The following is a 15618-nucleotide window of genomic DNA, read 5'->3' as shown; positions in this document are numbered from 1 at the left end:
CGGAGCCGGTCAAGCCGGCACAGCAGGATGGGTGAAGCGAGGCGCAATCCAACAGGGTGAGATCCGGCCATCGTTGCAGCTGTCGTTTCAGGCCAGCAGGCCAAGCACCAGTCCCAGCAGTGCCAGCGCCATGATCACCCAGGGCCAGCGGGCGACCCGGGTCCCGGGCCCCGGCAGCGGGGTGAGCGTGATGCCCGGCAGCGGCCGGGACGGGCGCAGCTGCGCCAGGCCGTCCAGCAGCCGCCGGTGCAGATGCCCGAGCCGCGGCTGCATGCGTGCCAGCCAGGTCCAGGGCGGTTCCTCATCAAGCGTTTCCGCCGGCGTGACCGGCTGCCGCCACAGCAGCAGGGCCGGCAGCAGGCCGGCCAGGGCCAGCAGCACCGGGGCCAGCCCGGCGGCGCCCGCCCGGCCGGGCGCCGTTATCAGGAACTGGCCGAAGCCCAGCAGCAGAGCGCCGCCCAGGGCCAGCACCAGCCAGCCGGGCCGGCGCACCGGCTGCGGTTGCCGCAGGGCCTGGACCAGGGCGTAGACCAGGGCCGCCGCGCCCAGACCGCGGCAGACCTGCCCCGCGATTTCCAGCCCCTGGCCGGCCGGCAGCCAGCGCCACAGCCCCAGCAGGGCCATGGCCACCGGTCCGCCCATCAGCAGCAGCCGTGCCGGCGGTGCGGCCGTGCGCAGGGCAGCCGTGACCCAGATGTGCAGCGGCCAGATCCCCGCCTTGAGCAGGAAGGCGAGCAGCACCAGGCCGCTGTACAGCGTGGCCGGGTCACCCTCGAGACGATAGTCGAACCCCGCGAAGCGCTGTGTCTCCTGCAGGTAGGCCGCCAGCAGCAGGGCCTCGAACAGCAGCAGGTCGGCCAGGATCACCGCCACGATGTACAGGCGGGCCGCGCGCAGCGCGCCGGCCCCGCCACCCTGGACCAGCAGGCCGAAGAAGCCGTAGCCGAGCAGGGTGGAAAAGCACAGAAAGCCCACCGGTTCGCTGGCCAGTATCATCCCCGTCTGGCCGCTGAAGGTGATCAGCAGCAGGGTGTAGGTGGCGGGCCGTTGCAGCGGATCGAGCCGGGCCGTCAGCCGGCCCGCCGCCAGCCACAGCAGCAGGCTCATGCCCAGCAGCCAGCGCCGGCCGGCATCCAGTTCCAGGCCGCTGCCGAACACGATCCAGGGCATGTCCAGTGTCGCTGCCCCGGGCGTGATCAGTATCAGCGCGGCCGGCGCCAGCGCCAGCGCCAGCAGCCAGGGCTGGGGCAGATGCCGGGACACGCCCGGCAGGGCCACCAGCAGGGGCCAGGCCAGGATCAGCCAGAGTCCGATGTCCTGGAGCAGTTCAGTCATAGCCGATGAACTCCTGCCGGGCGATGAACTGGACCCACTCCAACGGGCTGAAGGGGATGAAGGCCAGCATGCCGGCGCCCAGCGACATGGCCGCCGTGATGACCGGCGGCCACAACAGCAGCCAGCCGGTTTCGCGGCCGCCGGCGGCCGGTGCGAAGCCGTTCCCGGCCGGGGCGCGGAACCAGGCCCGATGCAGAATGGGCAGGAAGTAGGCTGCATTGAGCAGGCTGCTGCCGGCCAGCACCAGTACCACCCAGTCCTGGCCGGCCTGCATCGCGCCCAGCCCCAGGTACCACTTGCTGACGAAGCCGGCCACCGGCGGCAGCCCGATCATGCCGAAGGCGGCCAGGGTGAAGGCCCCCATGGTCCAGGGCATGCGCCGGCCCACGCCATCCATCTCGCTGATGCGATGGATGTGTACCGTCTCGGCCAGGTTGCCGGCGCAGAAGAACAGGGTGATCTTCATCAGGCCCTGGTGCACCAGGTGCACCAGCCCGCCGATGGTGGCGATGGGTCCGGCAATGGCCACGCCCAGTGCGATGTAGGACACCTGGCTGACGGTGGAGAAGGCCAGGCGGCGCTTGAGGTCGTCCTGGTACAGGGCCCGCAGCGAGCCGTAGAGGATGGTGATGCTGGCCAGCACCGCCAGTGGCAGGGCCAGACCCAGGTCCGCGGCCAGTTCCACCCCGTAGACCTCGTAGACAATGCGCACGATGCCGAAGGCGCCGGCCTTGACCACGGCCACAGCATGCAGCAGGGCGCTGACCGGCGCCGGCGCGACCATGGCCTGCGGCAGCCAGCCGTGCAGCGGCACCAGCGCGGCCTTGACCCCGACACCGGCAATCAGCAGCCAGAAGATCAGGGTCAGTGCACCGCGGTGGCTGTCGACCAGGCCGTGTACGAAACCGGTGGCGGTGAACTCCAGCGTGCCGGCCAGGCTGTACAGCCAGAGCGTGCCGATCAGCAGCAGGGCGCCGCCGGTCAGGGTGTAGGCCAGGTAGCGCTGGCCGGCGCGGCGCGCCGCCTCGGTGCCGCGGTGGACCACCAGCGGATAGGTCGACAGGGTCAGCAATTCGTAGAACAGCAGGAACGTGAGCAGGTTGCCGGCCAGGGCCACGCCGACGCTGGCGGTCACGCACAGGCTGAAGAAGCCGAAGAAGCGGCTGCGGTGCGGCGAGCCTTCCAGGTAGCCGATGGCATACAGGGTGGTCAGCAGCCACAGGACCGAGGACAGGGTGACGAACAGCAGTGCCAGCGGTCCGGCCCGCAGCACGAAATCCAGTCCCGGCAGCAGGGCCAGCCGCAGCTCAAAGGCGTGGCCATGGGCCACGCCCCACAGCATCCAGCCGACCAGCAGCAGCTTGGAGACCGCGCCCAGCAGGTTGAGGCTGGTGCGCAGTACGACCCGTCGCTCGGCGATGGCGAAGATCACCAGGCCCGGCAGCAGCGAACTGGCCAGCACCGCCAGCAGGATCCAGCTGCCCGGGCTCACGGCACTGCCTCCGTCAGCCCGGGGCCGACGGCGCTCTCCAGCCACGGCAGCAGCCAGGCCGGTGCCAGTCCCAGCAGCAGGGCCAGTATCGCCAGGCTCAGGGCGGTCCATTCCATCGCCGGGGGCACGGGCCGGGCCGCGTGCCCGGTGGCAGCCGGGGTGAAGAAGTGCCCGACCACCTTGAACACATAGCCGGCTGCCAGCAGGCCGCCGAGCAGCATCACCGCCACCAGGTCCCAGCGGCCCTGGAGCAGCGCCGCTTCCAGCAGCAGCCACTTGCCGATGAAGCCGCCGGTGGGCGGCAGCCCGGCGATGCTGATCCCGGCCAGGGCGAAGGCGGCCACGGTCAGCGGCAGCCGCTGGGCCACGCAGTCCAGATCGGGGATGCGGTCATGCCCGCCGAAGCGCAGCAGATTGCCGGCGGCCAGGAACATGGCGGCCTTGGCCAGGGCGTGCGCCAGTACCAGCCACAGGACCGCGCGCCAGGCCGCCGGGTCGGGCAGCCCGGCGGCAGTGAGCAGGGGAAAGGCCAGGAACAGGTAGCCGATCTGGGCCACGGTGGAGTAGGCCACCAGCAGCTTGATCCGCGACTGGCGCAGGGCCTGCCAGGAACCCCACAGGACGGCCGCCATGCCGAGCCACCCCAGCACCTCGCCCGTGCCGGCCCCCTCCAGGCCGGACAGGGGTGCGAACAGTTCCAGCCACAGCCGCGCCAGGATGTAGAAGGAGGCCTTGACCACCAGCGCCGAGAGCAGGGCGCTGACCGGGGCCGGGGCGCTGCTGTGGGCCGGCGGCAGCCAGAAGTGAAACGGCAACAGGGCGGTCTTGAGTGCCAGTCCCGCCCCCATCAGACCCAGGGCGGTGCGGCTGGCCGGGCCGTGCTCCAGACGCTCGGCCAGCAGGGTGAGATCGAGCGTGCCGGTGGCGTGATACAGCAGCGTTACCCCCAGCAGATAGATCAGCGAGCCGAGCAGGGTGGCCAGCAGATAGCGCATCGCCCCGCTCAGGGCGGCGCGGCCGCCGCTGAATGCGGTCAGCGCCACCGCCGCCAGACCCATCAGTTCCAGGGTGACGTAGAGGTTGAACAGATCGGCCGACAGGAACAGGGCGTTCAACGCCCCCAGCAGGAACAGCCACAGGGGCCAGAACCCGCGTGCCTGTGCCCGCTCGAAATAGCTGTCGGCGTAAACGGCGACGCCGAGGCCGACCAGGGCGGTGGCGGCCAGGAACACCAGGCTCATGGCATCGGCGCGCAGTTCGATGCCGAGCGGCGCACCCCAGCCGCCGACGGGATGGCGCAGGGTGTCCGCGTCAGCGACCACGGCGCCCAGCCCGGCCACGAGCAGCAGGCCGGCGGCGGTGGTCAGCAGACCGATTGCCCGGGCGGCAGGCGGCCACAGGGCCGCCGCCGTCGCGCCGCTCAGGGGCAGCAGGATCAGCAGGGCCGCCCAGGGCAGTTCGGGCAGCACCGGGCTCATGCCTCGGGGTCCTCCCCCGGCGTGTCGTCCTCCAGGGTGGGCCGGCCGCCGGTCGTGGTCAGCTTGAGCATCAGCACCAGGCCCAGCGCGGTGGCCGAGACCGCCACCACAATGCCGGTGATGACCATGGCATGGGGGACCGGGTCCGGGCCCGCCTGCGCCGGTCCGCCCAGCCCGACCAGTACCAGAAACACCCCGCTGCCGAGGATGTTCACCGCCAGCAGCTTGCGCAGCAGGTGTGCCTGCACGGCCAGCCCGTACAGCCCCAGCATGACCAGGGCCACACCGGCCAGGGCATAGAGTCCGGCGCCGCTCATGCCGGCGGCTCCGCGCCGGGCCGTGAGCCCTGGAACAGCACCGCCAGGGTGGCGGCGATGGACAGGGTGGCCAGGGTCTCGATCAGCAGGATCAGCGCGCCGGCCAGTGCCGGTGGATATTCCAGCAGCGGCCGGCCGGCCAGCAGCAGTGCCCAGGCCACCAGCAGGAAGCCGCCGGGGCCGATTGCGATGGCCAGGCGCAGGGGCAGACCGGTCAGGCGCGGCTGCAGCCGCCAGCCGGCCAGCAGTGCGAGCACGCCCGCCGCGCCCAGCACCGCGCCGGCCTGGAAGGCGCCGCCGGGGGCGTGGGCGCCCGCCCACAGCAGATAGGCGGCGGCCAGTACCAGTATGGGCAGCAGCAGCCGCAGCAGCAGGTCCAGCACCGGCCCGGGCGGGGCCTCGCGCCGGGGCGGCTCAGCCTCCAGTGACCAGGCCGCCAGCAGGGCCAGCAGCAGCACCAGGACCTCCAGCAGGGTGTCGTAGCCGCGGAAATTGAGCAGTACCGCCGTGACCGGGTTGCTCACCCCGCTGCGTCCGAGTTCGGCGGCCACCTGCGCCTGCAGCCCGGCCGGCTCCGGGAGCAGACTGAGAACGGCCAGCCCCAGACCGGCCCCGGCCAGTACCAGCAGCAGCGCCGGTCCGTTGCGCCAGGCCTCGCGGGTATCGGCCCGGGTTCCGGCCGGGGCGATGCGGTGCAGCCGCGCCAGGGCCGCCAGCAGCAGGGCGCCGGTCAGGCCGGCCCCGATGGCCGCCTCGGCCAGGGCCACGTCGGGCGCCTCCAGCCGTACCCAGGCCAGCGCCATCAGCAGGCCGAAGGCGATGAACAGCACGATGCCGCGGAACAGGTCGGGACAGGCCAGGGCGCGCCAGGCCAGCCACACCAGGCCCAGGGCGAGCAGGGCGTCGATGCCGGTCTGCAGCAGGCTCATCGGCGCCACTCCGGGATCCCGCGCTGGCGCGCCCCGCGGGCGATGAGGTGGGAGACGCTGGCCCCGGCCAGCAGCACCAGCAGCCAGATCAGGATCAGCTTGCCCGCGACCAGCCAGCTGCCGGACTGCAGGGAAAGCCCCAGCACGATCAGGCCCAGGCCGACATTGTCGGCCTTGGTCAGGGCGTGCAGCCGGGTATAGACGTCCGGAAACCGCAGCAGCCCCAGGGTGCCGGCCAGGAAGAACAGGGCCCCGGCCAGCAGCAGCAGGACGGCGAGGTAATCAGGGCCGGTCATGGTCGTCCTCCGGCTGCGGCCAGGCCCGGCGCACGAAGGCCACTGCCGCCACCGCCGCCAGCAGGGCAAAGACCAGGGCGACGTCGCGCAGCGCCGCGACGCCTCCGGCCTGGGCCAGTACCAGCAGGATGGCCACGGCGGTGGTGCCGAACAGCTGTGCGGCCAGCATGCGGTCGGCCGCGGTGGGACCGCGCACCACCCGCCACAGGCCGGCGCCGAGGTTGAGCAGCAGGAACAGGGTCAGGGCGTGATACAGATCCGGCATTCGCTTCAGTTTGATTGGTGTTATGGCAGTGTCAGGCCGAACAGACCTGCGACCCGTGCTTCCAGCTGTGCCAGCTGGGCCGGGTTGTCCTGGTCGGCATCGAGCACATGCACCCGCAGGCAGTCGGCTTCCAGGTCCGCACTCAGGGTGCCGGGCAGCAGGGAGACGGTATTGAGCATGAACACCCGCGCCGGGCCGGGTTGCAGTTGCAGCGGATAGTCGATCACCGCCGGGTCGAGCGGACACGACGGCTGGAAGGCGCGCCGGGCCACGTCCACTGCGCCGAGCAGGGAGTGGTGGAGAAAGAAGCCGAGGAAGCGCAGGAGTCCGGAGGGCGTCAGCCGCTGCGGAGGCAGCAGCCGGGCACTGATCAGGGTGGCGAGCACGACCGCCGGGACGCCGATGCTCCAGCTCGCAGCGGCACCTTCAGTGATAAGCCACCAGGCCAGGGCGAAGACGAGCAGCCGCGGCAGGGCGGCGATCAGGCGGTTACGACTGTGCATGGTTTCGGATCACTCGGTTGTATCCGTCCTGCCGGGGCGCATGCGCGCCGCAGCAATCGTCCATCGGGCAGCATCGTTTCCGAGATTGCCACGCTTGGCTCGCAATGACGAATAAGCACAGGGTTCCTGAAGAAAATGGCCTCTGCGTTGAACTGGTTGCCTCTTTACAGGGGACCCGTCAGCCGCCCGACCTTCCGTCGACATTCACCACCCGCGCCAGGCGCCGTGCCAGTGGCACCGCCTCGCCGTTCAGGCGCATGTCGTAGACGGCGGTGAAGGCCAGCACGCCGCGGACATAACCGCGGGTTTCCCGGAACGGGATGGTGTCGATCCAGTGGTCGGGCTCGAACTCGCCGTCATCCGGCAGCCAGCGATCGACCCGGTGCGGGCCGGCGTTGTAAGCCGCCGCGGCCAGCGCCGGGTGACCGTGGTAGCGCTCCAGCATGCGCTTGAGGTAGGCGCTGCCCAGGCGCAGGTTGGCGCTGGTTGTGAGCAGGGTGGCGCGCGAAGGCCTGGGCAGGCGCAGATGCAGCGCGGTCTGCCGGCCGGTGGCCGGCATCAGCTGCATCAGTCCCAGCGCGCCGGCCGAGGAGCGGGCGTCGGCCATAAAGGCGCTTTCCTGGCGGATGACCGCAAAGATCAGGGCCGGATCGAGGTCGAACTGCCCGGCTACCTGTTCGATCTGATCGCGGTAGGCCAGCGGGAAGCGGATCTGCACATCGTCCCAGCGCCCGGCCCGGGCGGCGGTCCAGATGGCGCGGTCGTGCCAGTCCCATTCGTGGGCCAGGGCCGCGGCCAGTTCCAGTTCCGGCGGCGACAGCTTCAGGCTGGCATGGTACCACTCGCGCCGCGAGGCCCAGGTCCGCCCCAGACGGTGGAGCTCCCCGGCCCGCCACAGGCCGGGGCGGCGCTGCAGCAGCGCCAGCAGGTCTGACTCGTCATATTCGATCGGCCGGTGGTTGAGCCGGTAGGGGCGGTTCAGCCGGTCGGCGGCGAGAAAGCCGTGAAAGAAACGCTCGCCGGACAATGCCAGCAGCTGCTGTCGGGCCGGTTCGCTGCGGCCCAGCGCATCCAGCGCCCGGGCCTGCCAGTAGGGCCATTCGCTGAAGCGTGAATCCTGGTGCCGGAAGCCCTCGATGGTCTCCAGCAACGCCGCCCAGTCGCGCGTCAGCAGGGCGATGCGCGCCTGCAGTTCCTCGATCTCGGCGTCGCGCCAGTCGCCGGGGACAGCCTTGAGGATGGCGTAGGCGTTGTCGCTGCGGCGGATGCCGGCATAGCGGGCAACGTATTTCAGGGTGGCGTGATAGTCGTCTCCGGACAGCTGGTCACGTCGGGTCTGCAACGCCGCGTAGGCGCTATCGGGCTGGCTGCGGGCCAGGCGTTGGATGGCGTGCAGGCGGATGCGCCGGACGCGGTCGTCGTCTGCCTGCAGCCTGGCATCGTTCAGGGCGGCCGCCGGGCGGCGGTGGGCATGGCGCCAGAATTCGACCAGCTCGCGTTCGGCGGCGGGCAGCTTTTTCCCGAGATAGGCGGCGAGGCTGAGCCGGCCCTCGGCCATGGCCAGGGCGATGCGCTCCCACAGGGCATCGCTGTCGATGCGGTGCGAATCGTAGAGCACGTCGAAGACCGGATCACAGGCATCGGGCTGGGAGTGTCCGACCCGCCACAGTGTCATCGCTGCGTCCAGCCAGGCCGCGCGTTCCCCGGCTGTGCGGGTGGCGCGCAGGTGGTAGCAGCGCAGCTCCGCATCGCCGTCGCCGCGGTAGAAGCGTTCGAACCGCGACCACTGACGGGTGCGCCCCAGGTGTTCCAGCCAGTCGTCATACAGACGATCGGCCAGCGGGGTGTCGGCGTACCGTTCCAGGTAGGCGGCGATATCGGCGTCGCTGGCGCTGGCGAGATCACGCCGCAGCCGCCGATCCTGCAGATAGGGCTGCAGCGGATAGTCCTGCAGCGAGGCGGCCAGGGCGTCGAAGCGCTGCAGGTTGCCGCGCTCGAGTGCGTGCAATGCTTCCTGGAAGCGTGCGCGTTCGTCGGTGAAGGGGTCGGACAGGGCGATTGCGGCGCCCGGCCACGGGAGGGACAACAGGATTGCCGCTGCCAGCTGCAGTCGCTTACTCATCATCCTGCATCCTGTGGCGCTGCTGCATCCGGGGCCGTCCCAATGTTGTGCAAACCTGATGATAGCCGATTGGATCACTTCCGGTCATGAGGGTTCCGGCGGTTTGCCATGACTGTTGGATGGGCTTAATCTGCGGGGGCTGTGCCGTGCCTGACACGGCACAGCCCCGGTCTGCAGTACCGCCTGCGTGCCGGGCCTGTTTCCCAGCCGCGCGAGGTGCAATATGAGCTTCAAGGTCGTCAATCCGGCGAATGGCACAGTGCTCAGGGTCGTGGATTCCTGGACCGAGAAGCAACTCGACGCCGCCCTGGAACAGGCCGCCGCCGCCGCACCGGACTGGCGGGCGCTGCCGCTGGCGGAGCGCTGCCGGCTGCTGACCCGGGTCGGCGAGGTGCTGCGCGCGCGCAGGGAGGAGCTTGCGCGCACCGTCACCGGGGAGATGGGCAAACTGATCAAGGAGGCGCGCGGCGAGGTGGATAAGTGCGCCTGGGTCTGCGACTACTATGCCGACAACGCCCCCGCCTTCCTCGCCGACGAGTCCATCGAGACCGATGCCAGCCGCAGTCTGGTGGCGTACCAGCCGCTGGGCACGGTGCTGGCGGTCATGCCCTGGAATTTCCCCCTGTGGCAGGTGATGCGCTTCGCCGCCCCGGCGCTGGCGGTGGGCAACACCGGTCTGCTCAAGCATGCCTCCAACGTGCCGCACTGCGCCCAGTTGCTGGAGGAGGTCTTTCTGGAGGCGGGCGTACCGGCCGGGGTGTTCACCAGCCTGATGATTCCCTCCTCCATGGTCGCGCGCGTGATCGGGGACCCGCGCGTGCATGCCGTGACCCTGACCGGCAGCGAGCCGGCCGGCAAGGCGGTGGCGGCGGCCGCCGGCCAGCACCTGAAGAAGAGTGTGCTGGAACTGGGCGGCTCCGATGCCTTCGTGATCCTGGAGGATGCCGATCTGGAGCTGGCGGTGGATCAGGCCGTCGCCTCCCGCTTTCTCAATGCCGGCCAGAGCTGCATCGCCGCCAAGCGCTTCATTCCGGTAACCGCCATTGCCGATGAATTTGTGGAGCGGTTCCGGGCCAAGGTCGAGGCGTTGCAGTGCGGTGATCCCATGGACGAGGCCACCCGGCTGGCGCCCATGGCCCGCTTCGACCTGCGCGACGATCTGCATCAGCAGGTGGTCGATACCCTGGCCAAAGGGGCGGTGGCGGTGACCGGCTGCATGCCTCAGCCCGGTGACGGCGCCTGGTACCAGGCCTCCATCCTGGATCGGGTAGAGCCCGGCATGCGGGCCTACAGCGAGGAACTGTTCGGCCCGGTGGCCATCGTTATCCGGGCCGCGGACGAGGCCGATGCGGTGCGCATCGCCAATGCTTCCGACTTCGGCCTGGGCGGCAGCGTCTGGACCCGGGACGCCGCGCGCGGTGAGCAGGTGGCGCGCCGGCTCGAGTGCGGCTGCGCCTTCGTCAACAGCCTGGTCAAGAGCGACCCGAGGCTGCCCTTCGGCGGTGTGAAACGCTCCGGCTACGGTCGCGAACTGTCCTTGCTGGGCATCCGCGAGTTCGTCAACGCCAAGACCGTCTGGGTCCGCTGACCGCCTCCCTTGAGCCCGCTGTTCTGGCTGATCTACCCGCTGACCGGCGCCCTGGCCGGTCTGCTGGCCGGCCTGTTCGGCCTGGGCGGCGGACTGGTCATGGTGCCGGCGCTGCTGTGGATCTTTGACCTGCAGGGCTTTGCGCCCGCCCACCTCATGCACCTGGCCGTGGGTACCTCGCTGGCCGCCATCGTCTTCACCGGTACCGCCTCGGCCCAGGCCCATCTGCGCCGCGGGGCGGTGGATATGCGCCTGGCCGGCTGGCTGACGCTTGGCATCCTGCTCGGCGCCGCACTCGGCAGCGTTCTCGCCGGGCGGCTGGAGGGGGAGACCCTGCGCGCCCTGTTCGGCGGCTTTCTCATCCTGGTGGCAACCAAGCTGGCACTGGAACTGCGGCCCGGGACAGCGGTGACGGCGCCACGGCCGCTGCTGCTGTTGCCGGCGGGGGGCGGTATCGGTGCCCTGTCGGTACTGCTCGGGATCGGCGGCGGGACCCTCACCGTGCCCCTGCTGCTGTGGCTGGGGGCGGCCATGACCACGGCAGTGGGGACGGCGGCGGCCTGCGGCGTGCCCATCGCCCTGGCCGGTACGCTCGGCTTCGTGCTGATCGGCCGCGACGCCGCCGGGCTGCCCCCGGCGAGCCTGGGCTATGTCTACTGGCCGGCGGTGCTGGGGCTGGTGCTGCTGAGTATCCCCGGGGCGCGTCTGGGCGCGGTCCTGGCGCACCGCCTGCCCGCCCGCCGGCTGCGCCGGCTGTTCGCCCTGGTACTGATCCTGGTCGGTGTGCACATGCTGAGTTGAGCCTGCTTCTCCGCTTCCTTCGTGCCGGTGTTCGCCGGCCTGCCCTTCATAACCGTATTTAAACATTCAAATCTGCCGGATCCGGGTTGATCCGGTCCGATTTTATTGATCTGGCTCAAGGTTTGGTTCCGCTGTCGGGGGGGTTGACATTGATCAAGGCGGAAACCCCTCTATAAACCTAGAAATGTTTCGCACGGAGGCGAGTTTTTTCATCAGTCGGCTAGGAGAGAGAGGTAGTGTTATGAAACAGGTAAACAAACATCGGATCGGGCTGTTGTCCGCCGCCATCAGTCTGGTTCTGGCGGGGACTCCGCTGGCGGCTGCAGCCCAGGAGACTGAACACCCGGATACATCCCCGGGCGAACTGCGCTATCAGGGCGCGCCGCATGCGGGCGAAGAGTCCAGGCGGGTGGTGACCCCGGGCGCCCCCGATATGACGGAAACGGAATATGCCCATGCCAAGAAGATATATTTCCAGCGTTGCGCCGGCTGCCATGGCGTGCTGCGCAAGGGCGCGACCGGCAAACCGCTCACACCGGATATCACCCAGGAGCGCGGCACGGCCTACCTGAAGGCCTTCATCGACTACGGCTCCCCCGCAGGCATGCCCAACTGGGGCACCTCGGGCGATCTCAGCCCCGAGGAGGTCGATCTGATGGCGCGCTTTCTGCAGCACGATCCGCCGGTGCCGCCCGAGTACAGCCTGGCTGACATGAAGGCGACCTGGAAGGTCCTGGTGCCGCCGGAGAAGCGCCCGACGAAACAGATGAACGACATCAATCTGAAGAATCTGTTCTCGGTCACCCTGCGCGACGCCGGGCAGGTGGCGCTGATCGACGGCGACAGCAAGGAGATTGCGGCCGTGGTCGATACCGGCTATGCCGTGCATATCTCGCGCCTGTCCGCTTCAGGTCGCTATATTTATGTTATAGGGCGTGACGCCAAGATCAATCTGATCGACCTGTGGATGGAGACGCCCGCCACCGTGGCCGAAATCAAGGTCGGCATGGAGGCGCGCTCGGTCGAGACCTCCAAGTACAAGGGCTGGGAGGACAAGTATGCCGTGGCCGGAACCTACTGGCCGCCGCAGTTCGTCATCATGGATGGGGACACACTGGAGCCGAAGAAGATCGTCTCCACCCGCGGCGTGACGGTGGATACGCAGGAATACCATCCGGAACCGCGCGTGGCTGCCATCGTGGCCTCGCATCAGCATCCCGAGTTCATCGTGAACGTCAAGGAAACCGGCAAGATCCTGCTGGCCAACTATGAAGATCTGGATGCCATGAAGATCACCAGCATCGACGCCGCCCGCTTCCTGCATGACGGCGGCTGGGATTCCAGTATGCGTTACTTCATGTCAGCGGCCAACAAGTCGGATCAGATCGCGGTGGTGGATTCCAAGGAGCGTGAACTGGAGGCCCTGGTCGATGTTGGCAGTATTCCGCACCCCGGGCGCGGCGCCAACTTCAAGCATCCGAAGTTCGGCCCGGTATGGGCGACCAGCCACCTGGGTGATGAGTCCATCGCCCTGATCGGTACCGATCCGGAGGGGCATCCGGACAACGCCTGGAAGATGGTCGACTCCATCAAGGGTCAGGGCGGCGGCTCGCTGTTCATCAAGACCCATCCCAAGTCCAGCAACCTGTATGTGGACACGGCGCTCAACCCGGACGAGAAGATCAGCCAGTCGGTGGCGGTCTACGACATCAATAATCTGGATGCGGGTTACAAGGTGTTGCCGATCGCCGACTGGGCCGAGCTGGGCGAAGGGCCGAAGCGGGTGGTACAGCCGGAGTTCAACTATGCCGGCGACGAGGTGTGGTTCTCGGTCTGGAACGGCAAGGATCAGACCTCGGCCCTGGTGGTCGTCGATGACAAGACCCGCAAGCTCAAGCATGTCATCAAGGATGAGCGGCTGGTCACGCCGACCGGCAAGTTCAATGTCTACAACACCATGCATGACGTGTACTGAGGCCGTCGGACGGGCGGCAGCGCCGCCCGTCCCTCACTCCCGCTGTGGAGGACAACAATGAAAGGCGAGGCAAAGGTTTATCTGGTGGGTGCGGGTCCCGGCGACCCGGATCTGCTCACGGTCAAGGCGCTGCGGCTGCTGCAGGCGGCCGATGTACTGGTCTATGACCGATTGGTTTCAAGAGAGATTCTAAGGCTGGTGCCCGAAGCCGCGACCCGCGTGTGCGTGGGCAAGGCGCCGGGCAGGCACACCCTGCCGCAGGAGGAGATCAACCGCATCCTGGTCGAGCTGGCCGCTCCCGGCCGCTGCGTGGTACGGCTCAAGGGCGGTGATCCCTATGTGTTCGGCCGCGGCAGTGAGGAGGCGCTGCATCTGCTCGCGCACGGTATCGGCTTCGAGGTGGTGCCGGGCGTGACCGCGGCCACCGCCGTCGCCGCCTACGCCGGCATCCCGCTCACGCACCGCGGCCTGGCACGCGGCGTGCGTTTCGTCACCGGGCATTTCCGCGACGACGAGGCGCTGGACTGGGACTGGGACAAGCTGGCCGAGGCGCAGACCACCCTGGTGTTCTACATGGGGCTGGGCCGGCTGGACGCCATCTGCGGCCACCTGGTGGAGGCGGGGATGCCCGCTGCGACACCCGCGGCCGTGATCCAGCACGGCACGACCGTGCGCCAGCGCCGGGTGCTGTCGGATCTCGCGCACCTGCCTGCGGACGTCCGCCAGGCCGGCCTGGCCTCGCCGGCGCTGATCGTCATCGGTGCGGTGGTGGCGCTGGCGGAAAGCCTCGACTGGTTCGGCGCCCAACTCGCCGCAGCGGTGCCCGACAGGATGAGCCATTATGCGAGTGCCTAAATGCCCGTGGCTGCTCGTACTGCTGGTCGCGGCGGGTGCGGTGCAGGCAGAGCCCGGTGCCGCGCGCCAGGCCGAACTGCGCCACCTGCTGGAACAGGACTGCGGTTCCTGCCACGGCCTTACCCTGAAGGGCGGTCTGGGGCCGGCGCTCACGCAACAGGCCATGCAGCGGTTGCCGCAGGAGCTCTACGTGAACACCATCCTCGACGGCCGCCCCGGCACCCCCATGCCGCCCTGGCGCGGCATCCTCACCGAAGACGAAGTGCGCTGGCTGGTGGAGGGGCTGCGGTCCGGATTCTGATTCAAGAGCCTTCACCACGAAGGATGCAAAGCACACAAAAAATAAATCATGCGAGATGACCGAATGCACATGCCGCATACAGGTAAACAGACCGAAGCCGGTTTCCGAATTCCGTCAATCCGACGCAGGCCGGAATCCAGAACGCCAAACCGGTCCACAACCCTGGATACCGGCCTGCGCCGGTATGACGGGACCCTGTGGTTCGTTCTGCTGGGCCTGATTCTCGTCATGAGCGGCTGTGCGACCCCCCAGCTGCGCGGCACCGGCGATCTGGGCCTGGTAATCGAGCGCGCCACCGGTTCGGTGCTGGTGGTGGATACCACCGCGCGTGAGAAGCTCGCGCGCATCACCGGGCTGGGCGATCTGTCGCACGCGTCGGCGGTGTTCTCGCGCGATGCCCGCTACGCCTACGTCTTCGGTCGCGACGGCGGTCTGACCCGGGTCGATATCCTCAGGAACGAGATCGCAGGCCGCACGGTCCAGGCCGGCAACGCCATCGGCGGGGCCATTTCCCAGGACGGGCGCTGGGTGGCGGTGTCCAACTACGAACCCGGCGGGGTGCGCATCTTCGACGCCCGTACCCTGGAACTGGTGGCCGACATCCCGGCCGAGTACGGCAATGGCCAACGCTCCAAGGTCATCGGCCTGGTTGACGCCCCCGGCCAGCGGTTCGTGTTCAGCCTGTACGAGGCCGGCCAGACCTGGGTGGTGGAATTCGCCGACCCCGATAACCCCGTCATCCATAAATTCACCGGCATCGGCCGCCTGCCCTACGACGCCCTGCTCACCCCCGACGGGCGCTGGTACCTTGCCGGCCTGTTCGGCGAGGACGGCATGGCGCTGCTGGACCTGTGGGACCTGGAGGCCGGCGTGCGCCGCATCCTGCCCGACTACGGCAGGGGTGACGAGAAGCTGCCGGTGTACAAAATGCCGCACCTGGAAGGCTGGGCGGTGGCCGGCGACCTGGCCTTCGTGCCCGCCGTCGGACGCCACGCGGTGCTGGTCGTCGACATGAATACCTGGGAGCAGGTCGACACCATCCCGGTGCATGGGCAGCCGGTATTCGTCATGGCCCGCCCCGACGGGCGACAGGTCTGGGTCAATTTCGCCTACCCCGACAATGACCGCATCCAGGTCATCGACACCCGCGAGCGCACCATCATGGCTACCCTGCAGCCCGGCCCCGGTGTGCTGCACATGGAGTTCACCCCGCGCGGCAGCGAGGTCTGGGTGTCGGTACGCGACGCCGACGCCCTGGTGATCTATGACACGGCCAGCCTGGAGGAACGCACCCGGCTGGAGGCGGCCAAACCCAGCGGCATCTTCTTTACCGACCGCGCACACAGGATCGGTCTGTGAGG

General features: G+C 69.0%; 15 protein-coding genes. 6 read left to right on the top strand and 9 right to left on the bottom strand.

What is annotated here, in order from left to right:
* Window positions 1–87: 87 nt before the first annotated feature.
* From COW1_RS11555 to COW1_RS11515, 9 genes are all read right to left on the bottom strand, one after another.
* A complete protein-coding gene (locus COW1_RS11555) occupies window positions 88–1335 on the bottom strand; it encodes a proton-conducting transporter membrane subunit (RefSeq protein WP_201344287.1) in 1248 nt (415 codons plus the stop codon).
* Window positions 1328–2827, bottom strand: a complete 1500-nt coding sequence (locus COW1_RS11550; protein WP_201344286.1) for a complex I subunit 5 family protein — start codon at window positions 2825–2827, stop codon at window positions 1328–1330. Before COW1_RS11550 ends, COW1_RS11555 begins: the two co-directional genes overlap by 8 nt.
* Complete coding sequence (locus COW1_RS11545; RefSeq protein ID WP_201344285.1) at window positions 2824–4305, bottom strand: complex I subunit 5 family protein; 1482 nt, start codon at window positions 4303–4305, stop codon at window positions 2824–2826. Before COW1_RS11545 ends, COW1_RS11550 begins: the two co-directional genes overlap by 4 nt.
* Complete coding sequence (locus tag COW1_RS11540; protein WP_096364309.1) at window positions 4302–4622, bottom strand: cation:proton antiporter subunit C; 321 nt, start codon at window positions 4620–4622, stop codon at window positions 4302–4304. Before COW1_RS11540 ends, COW1_RS11545 begins: the two co-directional genes overlap by 4 nt.
* Entirely contained in the window at window positions 4619–5551 is a 933-nt protein-coding gene (locus tag COW1_RS11535) for a Na(+)/H(+) antiporter subunit B (RefSeq protein WP_201344284.1), read from the bottom strand. Before COW1_RS11535 ends, COW1_RS11540 begins: the two co-directional genes overlap by 4 nt.
* On the bottom strand, window positions 5548–5847 hold the full coding sequence (gene mnhG / locus COW1_RS11530; protein ID WP_096364313.1) for a monovalent cation/H(+) antiporter subunit G: 300 nt from the start codon (window positions 5845–5847) through the stop codon (window positions 5548–5550). The genes COW1_RS11535 and mnhG overlap by 4 nt, the downstream gene beginning before the upstream one ends.
* The gene (locus COW1_RS11525) at window positions 5834–6112 is read right to left on the bottom strand and encodes a monovalent cation/H+ antiporter complex subunit F (RefSeq protein WP_096364315.1); all 279 of its coding nucleotides are present in this window, start codon (window positions 6110–6112) and stop codon (window positions 5834–5836) included. Before COW1_RS11525 ends, mnhG begins: the two co-directional genes overlap by 14 nt.
* 20 nt (window positions 6113–6132) lie before the next feature.
* Complete coding sequence (locus tag COW1_RS11520) at window positions 6133–6615, bottom strand: Na+/H+ antiporter subunit E (RefSeq protein WP_201344283.1); 483 nt, start codon at window positions 6613–6615, stop codon at window positions 6133–6135.
* A gap of 178 nt (window positions 6616–6793) precedes the next feature.
* On the bottom strand, window positions 6794–8740 hold the full coding sequence (locus tag COW1_RS11515) for a transglycosylase SLT domain-containing protein (RefSeq protein ID WP_201344282.1): 1947 nt from the start codon (window positions 8738–8740) through the stop codon (window positions 6794–6796).
* Between the two features lie 220 nt (window positions 8741–8960).
* On the opposite strand from COW1_RS11515, the gene COW1_RS11510 reads away from it, so the two are divergent.
* The 6 genes from COW1_RS11510 to COW1_RS11485 all read left to right on the top strand — a co-directional run bounded on the left by COW1_RS11510 (window position 8961) and on the right by COW1_RS11485 (window position 15616).
* The gene (locus tag COW1_RS11510; protein ID WP_201344281.1) at window positions 8961–10325 is read left to right on the top strand and encodes an NAD-dependent succinate-semialdehyde dehydrogenase; all 1365 of its coding nucleotides are present in this window, start codon (window positions 8961–8963) and stop codon (window positions 10323–10325) included.
* Between the two features lie 18 nt (window positions 10326–10343).
* The gene (locus COW1_RS11505; RefSeq protein ID WP_370590906.1) at window positions 10344–11126 is read left to right on the top strand and encodes a sulfite exporter TauE/SafE family protein; all 783 of its coding nucleotides are present in this window, start codon (window positions 10344–10346) and stop codon (window positions 11124–11126) included.
* 241 nt (window positions 11127–11367) lie between these two features.
* Window positions 11368–13101, top strand: a complete 1734-nt coding sequence (locus COW1_RS11500) for a nitrite reductase (protein ID WP_096364323.1) — start codon at window positions 11368–11370, stop codon at window positions 13099–13101.
* Between the two features lie 57 nt (window positions 13102–13158).
* The gene (gene cobA, locus COW1_RS11495) at window positions 13159–13956 is read left to right on the top strand and encodes a uroporphyrinogen-III C-methyltransferase (RefSeq protein ID WP_096364325.1); all 798 of its coding nucleotides are present in this window, start codon (window positions 13159–13161) and stop codon (window positions 13954–13956) included.
* Window positions 13943–14257: a cytochrome c gene (locus COW1_RS11490; RefSeq protein WP_096364327.1), complete on the top strand. Its 315-nt coding sequence runs from the start codon at window positions 13943–13945 to the stop codon at window positions 14255–14257. Before cobA ends, COW1_RS11490 begins: the two co-directional genes overlap by 14 nt.
* Before the next feature lie 228 nt (window positions 14258–14485).
* Complete coding sequence (locus tag COW1_RS11485; protein WP_201344279.1) at window positions 14486–15616, top strand: cytochrome D1 domain-containing protein; 1131 nt, start codon at window positions 14486–14488, stop codon at window positions 15614–15616.
* Window positions 15617–15618: the final 2 nt, after the last annotated feature.

The organism is Thiohalobacter sp. COW1 (assembly GCF_016629505.1).
Taxonomy (GTDB): Bacteria; Pseudomonadota; Gammaproteobacteria; order Thiohalobacterales; family Thiohalobacteraceae; genus Thiohalobacter; species Thiohalobacter thiocyanaticus_A.
The sequence above is the reverse complement of the archived record's forward strand: the minus strand, read 5'-3'. Positions and strand labels throughout refer to the sequence as shown.